At 74.1% G+C, this 12,942-nt stretch carries 7 protein-coding genes and 1 pseudogene; 3 read left to right on the top strand and 5 right to left on the bottom strand.

Annotated features, from left to right (window positions below; translation table 11 throughout):
- The first annotated feature begins 99 nt into the window (after positions 1 to 99).
- Entirely contained in the window at positions 100 to 2,811 is a 2,712-nt protein-coding gene (locus ACTJIY_RS15260; protein WP_440674594.1) for a glycoside hydrolase family 48 protein, read from the top strand.
- Positions 2,812 to 2,863: 52 nt separating this feature from the next.
- Here ACTJIY_RS15260 and ACTJIY_RS15255 read toward each other — a convergent pair whose 3' ends face one another.
- The 3 genes from ACTJIY_RS15255 to ptsP all read right to left on the bottom strand — a co-directional run bounded on the left by ACTJIY_RS15255 (position 2,864) and on the right by ptsP (position 6,154).
- Entirely contained in the window at positions 2,864 to 3,709 is an 846-nt protein-coding gene (locus ACTJIY_RS15255) for an acyl-CoA thioesterase (protein WP_253051455.1), read from the bottom strand.
- Positions 3,710 to 3,853: 144 nt separating this feature from the next.
- Positions 3,854 to 4,240 carry a globin gene (locus ACTJIY_RS15250; RefSeq protein WP_353709601.1) on the bottom strand — a complete coding sequence of 129 codons (387 nt, stop codon included), beginning with the start codon at positions 4,238 to 4,240 and terminating at the stop codon, positions 3,854 to 3,856.
- Between the two features lie 210 nt (positions 4,241 to 4,450).
- Positions 4,451 to 6,154 (bottom strand): phosphoenolpyruvate--protein phosphotransferase, encoded by a 1,704-nt coding sequence (ptsP, locus tag ACTJIY_RS15245; protein ID WP_440674595.1) that lies wholly within the window; start codon positions 6,152 to 6,154, stop codon positions 4,451 to 4,453.
- 242 nt (positions 6,155 to 6,396) lie between these two features.
- On the opposite strand from ptsP, the pseudogene ACTJIY_RS15240 reads away from it, so the two are divergent.
- Positions 6,397 to 6,645 (top strand): annotated as a pseudogene (locus ACTJIY_RS15240) (glucose PTS transporter subunit EIIB); the annotation flags it as partial.
- Positions 6,646 to 6,714: 69 nt separating this feature from the next.
- On the opposite strand, the gene ACTJIY_RS15235 reads toward ACTJIY_RS15240, so the two are convergent.
- Positions 6,715 to 7,851, bottom strand: a complete 1,137-nt coding sequence (locus ACTJIY_RS15235; protein ID WP_253051217.1) for a mechanosensitive ion channel family protein — start codon at positions 7,849 to 7,851, stop codon at positions 6,715 to 6,717.
- A gap of 90 nt (positions 7,852 to 7,941) precedes the next feature.
- Between ACTJIY_RS15235 and malQ the strand changes: the two genes are divergently transcribed.
- On the top strand, positions 7,942 to 10,125 hold the full coding sequence (gene malQ / locus ACTJIY_RS15230; protein WP_253051218.1) for a 4-alpha-glucanotransferase: 2,184 nt from the start codon (positions 7,942 to 7,944) through the stop codon (positions 10,123 to 10,125).
- Between the two features lie 233 nt (positions 10,126 to 10,358).
- Here the strand turns inward: malQ and pepN are convergent, their stop codons facing one another.
- Positions 10,359 to 12,938: an aminopeptidase N gene (gene pepN, locus ACTJIY_RS15225; RefSeq protein ID WP_440674596.1), complete on the bottom strand. Its 2,580-nt coding sequence runs from the start codon at positions 12,936 to 12,938 to the stop codon at positions 10,359 to 10,361.
- Positions 12,939 to 12,942 lie beyond the last annotated feature (4 nt).

Here is a 12,942-nt window from a genome sequence, read left to right as displayed (position 1 = left end):
CGGCGCTCCCGCCGAGAGTCGATCGACCCGCGGAGGTGGGGCGCCGACGACGGCGCTCCCGTGACGCCGCCGCGGGGCTCGACGACGAGAGGGAGCACGATGCCACGCACGTCCCGGCGCGCAGCGCCACCACCCACCGCCCCGCACGCTCGGGCCGCACGGCGCCGCGCGACGGCGGCGGCGATCGCCGCGGGCGTCGCGCTCGCGGCCCTCGCCGCGGTCCCGCCGGCGAGCGCGGACCCGGCCCCGTCCCCGTCGGCCGACGCGGTCGCGGCGCCCGGCGACGGCGAGTACACCCAGCGGTTCCTCGAGCTGTACGCGAAGATCCACGACCCGGAGAACGGGTACTTCTCGCCCCAGGGCATCCCGTACCACGCGGTCGAGACGCTCATGGTCGAGGCGCCGGACTACGGCCACGAGACGACGTCGGAGGCGTACTCCTTCTGGCTGTGGCTCGAGACGTCGTACGGCCAGGTGACCGGCGACTGGGAGCCGTTCAACCACGCGTGGGACACGCTCGAGGCGTACATGATCCCCACCACGGAGAACCAGCCCACCAACGGCGCGTACGACCCGGCCAAGCCCGCGACGTACGCGCCGGAGTTCAACCACCCGAGCCAGTACCCGTCGCAGCTCGACTCCTCGGTGTCCGTCGGCTCCGACCCGATCGGTGCCGAGCTGCGCTCGACCTACGGCACGCCCGAGGTCTACGGCATGCACTGGCTCGCCGACGTCGACAACGTCTACGGGTTCGGCGCCGCACCCGGCTCGTCGACGCTGCTCGGGCCGGACCACGAGGGCACGTCGTACATCAACACGTTCCAGCGCGGCCCGCAGGAGTCCGTCTGGGAGACGGTGCCCCAGCCGTCGATCGACGACTTCTCCTACGGCGGCGAGAACGGCTACCTCGACCTCTTCACGGGCGACGCGTCGTACGCGAAGCAGTGGAAGTACACCAACGCGCCCGACGCCGACGCGCGCGCGGTCGAGGCGGCCTACTGGGCCAACAAGTTCGCGACCGAGCAGGGCCAGCCCGAGGCCGTCGCCGACACGGTCGGCAAGGCCTCGAAGATGGGCGACTACCTGCGCTACGCGCTGTTCGACAAGTACTTCAAGACGCCGGGCTGCGAGTCCACGTCGTGCGCCGCGGGGTCGGGCCGGAGCAGCGCGCACTACCTGCTGTCCTGGTACTACGCGTGGGGCGGCGCGCTCGACACGTCCGGCCCCTGGGCCTGGCGCATCGGGTCGAGCCACGCCCACTTCGGGTACCAGAACCCGATGGCGGCCTGGGCGCTCGCGAACGACCCCGCGCTCCAGCCGGCCTCGCCCACGGCGAGCGACGACTGGGGCACGAGCCTCGACCGCCAGATCGAGCTCTTCCAGTGGCTCCAGTCGCCCGAGGGCGGGATCGCGGGCGGCAGCACGAACTCGTGGGACGGCCACTACGCCGACCGCCCCGACGACGTCGCGACGTTCTACGGCATGGCGTACACCGAGGCGCCCGTCTACCACGACCCGCCGTCCAACTCGTGGATGGGCATGCAGGGCTGGGGCGTCGAGCGCATCGCGCAGCTCTACGAGGAGACCGGCGACGAGCGCGCCGAGGCGATCCTCGACAAGTGGGTGCCGTGGGTGATCGACCACGTCACCGTCACGGACGACTCCTGGCAGATCCCGTCCAACCTCGCGTGGTCGGGCCAGCCCGACGACTGGGACCCCCAGAACCCGGGGGACAACGCGGGCCTGAGCGTCGAGGTGACGGGCTACGGCCAGGACGTCGGCGTCGCCGGCGCGCTCGCCCGCTCGCTCATGTACTACGCGGCCGGCGGCGAGGGGCCGCAGCACGACGCGGCGCAGCAGGTCGCGCGGGACCTGCTCGACGCGATCTGGGAGCAGAACAGCGACCCGGTCGGCGTCGCGACGACCGAGACGCGCGCCGACTACGCGCGCTTCGACGACGTCCTGACGTCGACCACGGGCGACGGGACCTACGTGCCGGCCGGGTGGACGGGGACCATGCCGAACGGCGACGTCATCGAGCCCGGCGTGTCGTTCCTCGACCTGCGGTCGTTCTACCTCGACGACCCGCAGTGGTCGAAGGTCCAGGCGCACCTCGACGGCGGGCCGGCGCCCGAGTTCACCTACCACCGGTTCTGGGCCCAGACCGCCGTGGCGACGGCGCTCGCCGACTACGACCGCCTGTTCGGCGAGGACGTCCCCACGGAGCCGGACACCGAGTCGCCCACGACGCCGACCGACCTTTCCGTGACAGGGACGACGGCGACGACCGCGTCGCTGTCGTGGACGGCCTCGACGGACGATGTCCGCGTCGTCGCGTACGACGTGCTGCGCGACGGGGAGGTCGTCGGCTCCACGGCGCGCACGACCTACACGGACGAGGACCTCGCGCCCGAGACCACGTACCGGTACACGGTGCGGGCACGCGACGCGGCCGGGAACATCTCGCCGGTGTCGGTCGCCGCCGAGGCGACGACGCTCGCCGACGACGGCGGGCCCGAGCCCGGCGCCTGCACCGCGACCTATGCGACGCGCGGGTCGTGGCAGGGCGGGTACCAGGGCGAGGTCACGGTCACGGCGGGCCCGTCCGGGCTCTCCGGTTGGACCGTGTCGCTCGACCTCGCGCCCGGCGGCCTCTCGCAGGCGTGGAACGCGACGACGAGCGTGAGCGGGAGCGTCCTGACCGCGACGGACGTCGGCTGGAACGGCACGCTCGCCGCCGGCGCGACGACGTCGTTCGGGTTCATCGGCACGGGCGCGCCGCCGTCGTCAGCGACGGTCGCGTGCGGCTGACACCGGTTGACACCCGGCTGATACCGCGGTGAGGCGGTCCGCCTCCCGGTGCTCACAGCGCCGGGAGGCGGACCATGCCCTCCTGCGCGATGGACGCGACGAGCGTCCCGTCCTGCGCGAACACGCGCGCCGCGCCGAGCCCGCGGCCGCCCTGGGCGCTCGACGCCGACTGCACGTAGAGCAACCACTCGTCGACCCGTGCGTCGCGGTGCCACCACATGGCGTGGTCGAGGCTCGCGATCGACAGGTCCGGCGTGACCCAGCTCGTGCCCGACTCGCGCAGGATCGGCTCGAGCATCACCTGGTCGCACGCGTACGCCATGAGCGCGCGGTGCAGCAGCTGGTCGTCCCCGACGTCGCCGCGCGCCCGCATCCAGACCATCTGGTGGTCCTTGGGCTCGTGGTCGGGGCCGAGGTAGAGCGAACCGCCCACGTGCCGCAGCTCGAACGCCGAGTGGTGCGACCAGAAGCGCGCGATCGGGTGGTCGATGCCGCCGAGCACGTCGAGCGCGGACGGCACGTCCTCCGGGGCGGGGGCGTCGGGCATCGGCGACGAGTGCTCGATGCCGCCCTGGTCCTCCTGGAACGACGCGATCATCGAGAGGATCGGCTTGCCGTGCTGGATCGCGTGCGTCCGGCGCGCGCTGAACGACCGTCCGTCGCGCAGCCGCTCGACCGCGAAGTCGATCGGCACGTCGAGGCCGCCGGGCCGCAGGAAGTAGCCGTGCAGCGAGTGGGGGAGGCGCCCGTCCGGCACCGTGCGCCCTGCGGCGAGGACGGCCTGCGCGAGCACCTGGCCGCCGTAGACCCGGCCCGTCGGCTGGTGCACGCTCTCGCCGCGGAAGTGCTCGGGGTCGGCGGCCGACCCGTCGCCGTCGCCGACGCGCTCGAGGCGCAGGACGTCGAGGAGGTGGTTCAGCGGGTTGGGGACCTGCTCGCGCGGGGCGGCGTCCGACGTCGGGCCGGGGGAGGTCGGGGAGGTCGACGGCGGCGTGGGCTCGGGGGTCACGGGTGGGGCTCCTTCGCTCGGGCGGCGGGTCGGTCAGTCCTCGAAGGTGTTGAGGAGCGAGTGCGCCGCGCGCTCCAGATAGTCCCACAGCGTCGCCTCGTGGACCGGCGCGAGGTCGAGGGTGTCGACGGCGGCGCGCATGTGCGCGAGCCAGCGGTCCCGCGCCTCGGGGTTGACCTTGAACGGCGCGTGCCGCATCCGCAGCCGCGGGTGCCCGCGCTGCTCGCTGTAGGTCGTCGGTCCGCCCCAGTACTGCTCGAGGAAGGCGGTGAGGCGCCAGCGCGCCGGTCCCAGGTCCTCCTCGGGGTACATCGGGCGCATGACGGGGTCGTCGGCGACCCCTTCGTAGAACGCGTCGACCAGGCGCACGAACGTCTCGTGGCCGCCGACCTCGTCGTAGAACGTGCGGCTCGGGCGCACCGGCGCGGCGTCGGCCGCCGGGCCGGTCGCAGGTCCGGTCGCGCCGTTCGACAGGCCGGCGACGGGCAGCGACGTGCGGGGGCTGGGCTCGGTCGTCACCGGCCCATCATCGCACCGGGCGCGGCCGTGTCCGGCCCGAGCTCGGGGACCGGGGCGCACGTCACACGGACGTCCCGCGCGCCCGCCGTGACGAGCGCCGCGCCTCCCGCGTCAGAGGCCGAGCTCGGCGAGCACCGGGAGGTTCTCGCGGACGACGGCGCGGGCCTCGGTGGCGCTCTCGGCCTCGACCGCGAGCCGCGCGAGCCGTCGGCACTCGTCGAGGTCCACCTCGCGCAGCAGGGCGGCGACGTCGGGGATCGCCCGAGCCGTCATGGACAGCGACGACACCCCGAGGCCCACGAGCACGACGGCGAGCACCGGCTGCGAGGCCGCCTCGCCGCACACGCCCACGGGCCGGCCCTGCTGCGCACCACCGGCGCACGTCGCCTCGACGAGCCGCAGCACCGCGGGCTGCCACGGGTCGCTCAGCTCGGCGAGCGACCCGAGGAGGCGGTCGGCCGCCATCGTGTACTGGGTGAGGTCGTTCGTGCCGATCGACGCGAAGGACGCGCGCGCGAGGATCGGCCCGGCGAGCAGCGCGGCGCTCGGGACCTCGACCATGACGCCGGCGACGTCGAGCCCGTGGGCACGGCAGCGCTCGACGAACCACTCCGTCTCGCCGACGGTCGAGACCATGGGCGCCATGACCCAGACCTCGGCCTCCTCGGCCGCGGCGGCCTGCGCGATCGCGTCGAGCTGCTGCTCGAGCAGCTCGGGCCACCGCGCGGCGGTCCGCAGGCCGCGCACGCCGAGCGCGGGGTTCTCCTCGTCGTCGACCGTGAGGAAGTGCAGCGGCTTGTCCGCGCCGGAGTCGAGCGTGCGGATGACGACCTTGCGCCCGCCGAACTCGTGGAAGACGGTCCGGTAGGCGGCGACCTGCTCCTCGACGGTCGGCGGCTGCTCGCGGTCGAGGAAGCAGAACTCGGAGCGGAACAGCCCGACGCCCTCGGCGCCCGCCGCGGCGGCGGGCGCGGCCCCGGCGGGGTCGCCGACGTTCGCGAGGAGCTGGACGCGGTGCCCGTCGCGCGTGCGGCCGGTGCCGTCGAACGTGCGCACCCGCAGCGACCGTGCCCGCGCCGCGGCGACCTGCTCCTCGGACGGGTGCACGACGACGGTCCCGGCGGCGCCGTCGACGAGCACGACGTCCTCGGGCGCGAGGGCGGCGCTCGCCCCGGTCGCCGCGACGACCGCGGGGATGCCCTTGGCGTTGGCGACGATGGCGGTGTGCGACGTCGGGCCCGCGCCGTCGGTGACGATCGCGAGCACGCGCGCCGGGTCGAGCGCGGCGGTGGCCGACGGCGCGAGGTCGGGCGCGACGAGCACGAACGGCTCGGCGTGCTCCGGCACGCCGGGCGCGGGGCGGTCCGTGAGCGCCGCGACGAGCCGGTCGCGCACGTCGGCGACGTCGCGGGCACGCTCGGCGAAGTACCCGCCGAGCTCCGTGAACTGCCGCACGACCTCCTCCGCGGCCTCCCACACGGCGCGCTCCGGCACCAGGTGCTCGTCGAGGACGCGGCGCCGCGCGTCGGCCGCCAGGGTGGGGTCGCCCGCCATCGCGGCGGTCGCCTCGAGCACGTCGCGCGTCTCGCCGTCGGCGGCGTCAGCGGCGCGCTGGAGGTCGGCGGCGACCTGGGCGGCCGCGGCGTCGACGCGCCGGGCCTGCGCCTCGTGGTCCTCGCGCGGGCCCATCCGCAGCCCGGGTGCGGGCTCCGCGATCGGCTCCGGCATGAGCACCACCGGTCCGACCACCGTCCCGGGGCACACGCCGATGCCCGTGATGACCTGCCGTGCCTCGTCCTGGGTTCCGCCCGTCACGACCTCGCTCCTGTCCGCCTCGGGCGTGCGACCCGGGTGCCCGGGCCGGTGCGCACGCGTGCCCGTCGCCGTCCGACGAGGGGAGCCGCCTGCGGCACATCGTCGTTGCGGTGCCGTTGCGCTCCTGCGTCGATCCGGTGACAACCTCGCCAGGAGACTAGGCTGTTGCCAGGTGCACGGCACCCCGACACCCCGGATCCCCCCGCGCGGATCCCACCCGCGACTCGCCTCAGGAGACACTTTCGATGAGCACCCCCTCGGACCAGAAGGCACAGCAGATCCTCGAAGCCCTCGGGGGCCAGGGCAACGTGGTCGACCTGGAGCCGTGCATCACGCGCCTGCGCGTCGAGGTGACCGACCCGCAGCTCGTCGACGAGGCGCGCCTCAAGGCGACCGGCGCGTTCGGCGTCGTGCGCTCGGGCCGCGTCGTGCAGGTCATCGTCGGCCCGGAGGCCGACAACCTCGCCGCGGAGCTCGACGGCCTGCGCTGACCCCGTCCGGCCCTCCCGTGCGGAGGGCCGGCGCCCCCGGGGCGGGGGTGCTCGACGGCGCCACCCGGCTCAGGCGGAGGGGCCCGCCGGGCCGCCGGTCCGGTCCTGCACCGCGGCGGCCGCCGCGGCACCGCGCCGGTCGCGCGCCGCCTGCTCGTCCGGGGACGCGGCGCTCGGGCCGTCCTCGGTCCGGTCGTCCGGCCGGTCGTCGGGCACCGACGGCGAGTGGTCGAGGACGACCACCTGCTGCGCCCCTGCGAGGGGGATCCGCGCGTCGGACAGCCCCTGCCGGACGCGGGCGCGCAGCGCGCGCGCCACCTCCCACTGCATCGCCGCCTGCGTCTTGACCTGCACCTTGAGCTGGAGGGCCTCGGCCGTCATCGACTCGATGCCCGTGACCTCCGGGGGCTCCAGGAAGTACGTCCCGAGCACGGGGTCCGCCCCGACGTCCTCGGCCGCCGCGAGCAGCGTCGCGCGCACCGCGTCGACGTCCGCCCAGTACGCCACGCGCACGTCGACCACGGCGCGGCCCCACTCCTGCGTCTTGTTGCCCGTGCGCAGGATCTCCCCGTTGCGCACGAACCACAGGGTCCCGTTGCCGTCGCGCACCTTGGTGACGCGCAGCGCGACCTCCTCGACGGTGCCCGTCACCTCGCCGAAGTCCACGGTGTCGCCCACGCCGTACTGGTCCTCGAGCAGCATGAACGTCCCCGAGAGGAAGTCCTTGACGAGGCTCTGCGCGCCGAAGCCGAGGGCGACGCCCGCGATGCCCGCCGAGGCGAGGAACGGTGCGATGTTCACGCCCAGCTCGGTGAGCACCAGGAGCACGATCGTCGCCCCGATGAGGATGTTGGCGACGGACCGCAGCACCGAGCCCACGGTCCGCGCGCGCTGGGCCCGTCGCGCGGACGCGAGCGGGTTCGCCCGCAGCAGGACGCTCCCGACCCCGGAGTCGGCGACGCCCCGCAGACGCTTGCTGCGCAGGGCGGGCGTCCCCTCGGCGATGTGCTCGGTGATCCTGCGGATGACGCGGCGCACGAGCGCGAGGGCGATCGCGCCGATGCCGATGATGAGGAGCACGCGCAGCGGGACCCCGACGAACCACTCGAACCAGTCGTCGGGGTTGCTCGGGTCGAAGCCGTTCCGGACCTCTTCCGGGACCTCCGCGGGCACGCGCAGGACGGGGGCGAGAAGGGGGTGGGACATGAGCGCAGGGTACCCGGGCCCGGTGGGTGGTCCCTGGGCGCGCCGGGCGAACGCGCTGCTCGCGGGCCCGCGTTCTGGCAGGATGCAGGCGTGAGCGAACCCCCGCAGACGGACCTGCCCGAGCCGTTGGTGCAGCTGGCCGACGCCCACGGCGTCGCGTCCGACTTCTGGGACTTCGACGGGTCGCGCCGCCAGGTCCGCGCCTCGACGCTCGTCGCCGTGCTCGAGGCCCTCGGCGTCCCGGCCTCGTCGCCCGAGAAGGTGGCGGTCAGCCTCGAGCACTCGCGCGACGACGCGTGGCGCCAGATGCTGCCGCCGACCGTCGTCGTGCGGCAGGGCGACGCCGTCCCGCTGCCCGTGCACGTCGCCGACGGGTCCGCCGTCAGGGTGTGGGTCGAGCTCGAGGCGGAGCCGACTCGCCACGGTGGTCAGCCCGTCGGGCAGCACGCGGCCCGGGCCGCGCGCGAGCGCCGCGACCTCGGCCAGCTCGACGTGTTCGTCGAGCCGCGCACGGTCGACGGCCGGCGCGTGGGGCGCGCGACGTTCGAGCTGCCTGCCGACCTGCCCCTCGGATGGCACGACCTGCACGCCGAGAGCGACGGGACGCAGGCGCGCGCGACGCTCGTCGTGACGCCGCAGCGCCTCGAGCTCCCCGCCGCGGTCGTGGAGCGCCGCGCCTGGGGCTTCATGGCCCAGCTCTACTCGGTGCGCTCGCGCGCCTCGTGGGGCGTCGGCGACCTCTCCGACCTCGCCGACCTCGCGTGGCTGTCCGCGCGCGAGGCCGGGGCGGACTTCGTGCTCGTCAACCCGCTGCACGCCGCCGAGCCGCGCACGCCGATGACGCCGTCGCCCTACCTGCCGACGAGCCGGCGCTTCGTCAACCCGATCTACGTGCGGGTGGAGGACATCCGCGAGACGGGCTACCTGTCGGCCGCGGACCGCTCGCTCGTCGAGTGGGCGTTCGACCCGGTGCGCGACCTCGACACCGACCCCGGGCCGATCGACCGCGACGCCGCGTGGGACGCCAAGAAGGCCGCGCTCGAGGTCGTGTTCGCCGCGCCGCGCTCGACCGCGCGCCAGGCGTCGCTCGACGCGTTCCGCGCCGAGCAGGGCCGGGGCCTCGAGGACTTCGCGACCTGGTGCGCGCTCGCCGACCACTACGGCGACCGCGACTGGCCGCCCGGCGCGTACGACCCGAACGGGCCGACCGTCGCGGCCCTGCGGGAGCAGCTCGCCGACCGGGTCGAGTTCTACTGCTGGCTCCAGTGGGTCGCCGACGAGCAGCTCCGGGCCGCTCAGCGCACCGCGCGCGAGGCGGGCATGTCCGTCGGGATCATGCACGACCTCGCCGTCGGGGTGCACCCCGAGGGCGCCGACGTGTGGGCGCACCGTGGCGTGCTCGCCACCGGGGTCTCCGTCGGGGCACCACCGGACATGTACAACCAGCAGGGGCAGAACTGGTCCCAGCCGCCATGGCACCCGCGCGCCCTCGCGCGCGCCGGGTACGCGCCCTACCGGGACATGCTGCGGACGGTCCTGCGGCACGCGGGCGCGATCCGCATCGACCACGTCATCGGGCTCTTCCGCCTGTGGTGGATCCCCGGCGGGGCCCGGGCCGACGCCGGTGCCTACGTCCGCTACGACCACGAGGCCCTCATCGGCATCCTGTGCCTCGAGGCGCAGCGCGCCGGGGCGATCGTCATCGGCGAGGACCTCGGGGTCTTCGAGCCGTGGGTCCGCGACTACCTCGCCGACCGCGGCGTGCTCGGCACGTCCGTCCTCTGGTTCGAGAAGACGGGGGACGGCGCGCCGCTGCCCCCGGAGGACTACCGCCGCCTCGCGCTCGCCACCGTCACGACCCACGACCTGCCGCCGTCCGCCGGGTACCTCGCGGGCGAGCACGTCGAGCTGCGGGACCGGCTCGGCGTCCTCACCGAGGACGTCGCCGACGTGCGCCGCGCCGCCCGTGCGGAGCGCGACGCCATGGTCGCGTTCCTGCGCGAGCGCGGGCTCGTCGACGACGACCCGTCCGAGCGCGAGCTCGTCGAGGCCCTGCACCGCCTGATCCGCCGCACGCCCGCCGTCCTGCTCGGCGTCTCGCTCGCCGACGCGGTGGGGGAGCGCCGCTCGCAGAACCAGCCCGGCACGGACCAGGAGTACCCCAACTGGAAGGTCCCGCTCGGCGACGCGTCGGGCAACGTCGTCCTGCTGGAGGACCTGTTCGACTCCGCCCGCCTGCGCTCCCTCGCGAAGGCCATGAACGACGCCCTCTGACCCGCCGAGGGAGAACCCTGGTCGGCCGAGGGAGAGCCGTGGTCCGCCGAGGTCGAGGCGTGGTTCGTCCAGGTAGAGGTGTGGTCGGCTTGTCCGACGGCGGTCCGTCGCCTGGGGTGGCGGGGTCTCTCACCCGGGTCTGTGCTCACCCCCTGATGACTGCCCGCGTGATGACGTTCGTCCGACGCGCCGGGCCGCTCCGACGGGGGAGCGACCCGGCGCGTCTGGGCTGGTCAGGCGTCGGCGGCCTGGGCGGTGAGGGCGCGCTCGACGCCGGCGAGGTTCTCGACGACGAGGCGACGCAGCGCGGGGGCGGCGTCGGCGTTCGCGTCGAGCCACTCCTGCGTCGCGTCGCGGAGCACGGTGCTCGCGAGCGGCGCGGGGTAGAGCCCCGTGACCAGAGCCTCGGCGATGTGGTATGACCGCTGGTCCCACAGCGGCAGGAGCGCGTCGAAGTACGCGCCCACGAGGGGGGCGAGCGACTCGGGGTCGTTGACGTGCTGGAACCCGAGCGTCGTGGCGCGGACGATCGCGTTGGGCGCGTCGTCCGAGCCGACGAGGCGGTCGAACGCCGCGCGCTTCGCCTCGGCCGTGGGCACGGTCGCGCGGGCTCGGGCAGCGGACTGCTGGCCGGTCGCGGTCGAGTCGGCGGCGAGGGTCGCCTCGATCTCGGCGTCGTCCGCGAGGTCGAGCAGGACCAGGCCCTCGAGGATCTCCCAGCGCAGGTCGGTGTCGATCTCGAGCCCGGCGAGGGCGGCCGAGCCGTCGAGCAGCGAGCGGAGCGCCTCACCGTGCGTCGGCGTCGAGGCGAGGTGCGCGAAGAACTTGACGAGCTGGAACTGCAGGTCGGAGCCCGGGGCGGCGTCCTGCGCGAGCGACCAGAGGACGTCTCCGACGTGCGCGAGGGTCTCGGCGCGGCGTTCGGGCGCGACGTACGTCTTCGCCGCGAGCGCGAGCTGGTTCAGGGTCGTGCGGATCGTCGTCGACTCGGTCTCGCGGGCGATGTTGCCGAGCACGAGGCGCACGTAGTCGCCCGCGGGGGTCTCGCCGTCGCGCGTCGCGTCCCACGCGGAGCCCCAGACGAGGGAGCGCGCCAGCGGGTCGGTCAGGTCGGCGAGGTGCTCGGTCGCGACCTGGAGCGACGCGGCGTCGAGGCGGATCTTGGCGTAGGCGAGGTCGTCGTCGTTGAGCAGCACGAGCTGGGGACGGTCGAGACCGAGGAGCTCGGGGATCTCGGTGCGTGCGCCGTCCACGTCCACCTCGACCCGGTGGACCCGCGTGAGGACGCCGTCGACGAGGTCGTAGAGGCCGATGCCCAGACGGTGCGGGCGCAGCGTCGGGTGGTCGGGGGCGGCGGTCTGCAGCACGGAGAAGGTCGTGAAGCGGCCGTGCGCGTCGAGCTCGAACTCGGGGCGCAGCGTGTTGACGCCCGCCGTCTCGAGCCAGAGGGCGGACCACTGCGTGAGGTCGCGGCCGCTCGTGGTCTCGAGCTCGACGAGCAGGTCGCGCAGCTCGGTGTTGCCCCACGCGTGCTTGCGGAAGTAGGCGGCGACGCCGGCGAGGAACTGCTCCTTGCCGACCCACGCGACGAGCTGCTTGAGCACCGACGCGCCCTTGGCGTAGGTGATGCCGTCGAAGTTGACGAACACGTCCTCGAGGTCGTTGATCGTCGCGACGATCGGGTGGGTCGAGGGGAGCTGGTCCTGGCGGTACGCCCACGACTTCTCCATCGCGGCGAAGGTCGTCCAGGCCTCGTGCCACTCGGTCGCCTCGGCGGTCGCGAGCGTGGAGGCGTACTCGGCGAACGACTCGTTGAGCCACAGGTCGTTCCACCACTTCATGGTCACGAGGTCGCCGAACCACATGTGCGCGAGCTCGTGGAGGATCGTCACGACGCGCCGCTCCTTGACGGCGTCGGTGACCTTGGACCGGAAGACGTACGTCTCGGTGAACGTCACGCACCCGGCGTTCTCCATCGCGCCCATGTTGTACTCGGGCACGAAGAGCTGGTCGTACTTGTCGAACGGGTACGGGTGCTCGAACGCCGACTCGAAGAACGCGAAGCCCTCACGGGTCTTGTCGAACACGTAGTCGGCGTCCATGTGGTCGGCGAGCGACGCGCGGCAGAAGACCCCGAGCGGGATCGTGCGGCCGTCGGACGACGTGAGCTCGCTGCGCTCCACGACGTACGGCCCCGCGACGAGCGCGGTGATGTACGACGAGATGCGCGGCGTCGGCTCGAACGCCCAGCGTGCGACCTCGATGTCGCCGGCGCCGGTGCCGGTCGGGTCGGCCTTCGTGCCGAGCGCCTCGGGCGCGGGCGTCGGCTGGTTGCTCACGACCTGCCACGCCGCGGGGGCCGTGACGGTGAACGCGAACGTCGCCTTGAGGTCGGGCTGCTCGAAGACGGCGAACACGCGCCGCGAGTCCGGGACCTCGAACTGCGTGTAGAGGTAGACCTCGCCGTCGACCGGGTCGACGAACCGGTGCAGGCCCTCGCCGGTGTTCGTGTACGCGCAGTCGGCGACGACGCGCAGCTCGTTGTCGGCCGCGAGCCCGTCGAGGACGATGCGCGAGTCGGCGAACACCTGCGCCGGGTCGAGCGAGCGGCCGTTGAGCACGACCTCGCGCACGGTCGGGGCGACGAGGTCGACGAAGGTGCTCGCCCCCTCGGTCGCGGTGAACCGCACCACGGTCGTCGACGCGAACGTCGTCGCCCCCGTCGTGAGGTCGAGGTCGACCTCGTAGGACTGGACGTCGACGATCGCCGCGCGCTCGCTCGCCTCGGCGCGGGTGAGGTTCTCTCCGGGCACTGCA

The sequence above is a fragment of the Cellulosimicrobium sp. 22598 genome, assembly GCF_052044445.1.
Taxonomy (GTDB): Bacteria; Actinomycetota; Actinomycetes; order Actinomycetales; family Cellulomonadaceae; genus Cellulosimicrobium; species Cellulosimicrobium cellulans_G.
This window is presented reverse-complemented; position numbering and strand designations above follow the sequence as displayed.

Excerpts from the sequence above, each read along its gene's own strand:
- ACTJIY_RS15260 (WP_440674594.1), top strand. The coding sequence starts at position 100 with ATGCCACGCACGTCCCGGCGCGCAGCGCCACCACCCACCGCCCCGCAC.
- ACTJIY_RS15235 (WP_253051217.1), bottom strand. The coding sequence starts at position 7,851 with ATGTCCCACCCCCTTCTCGCCCCCGTCCTGCGCGTGCCCGCGGAGGTC.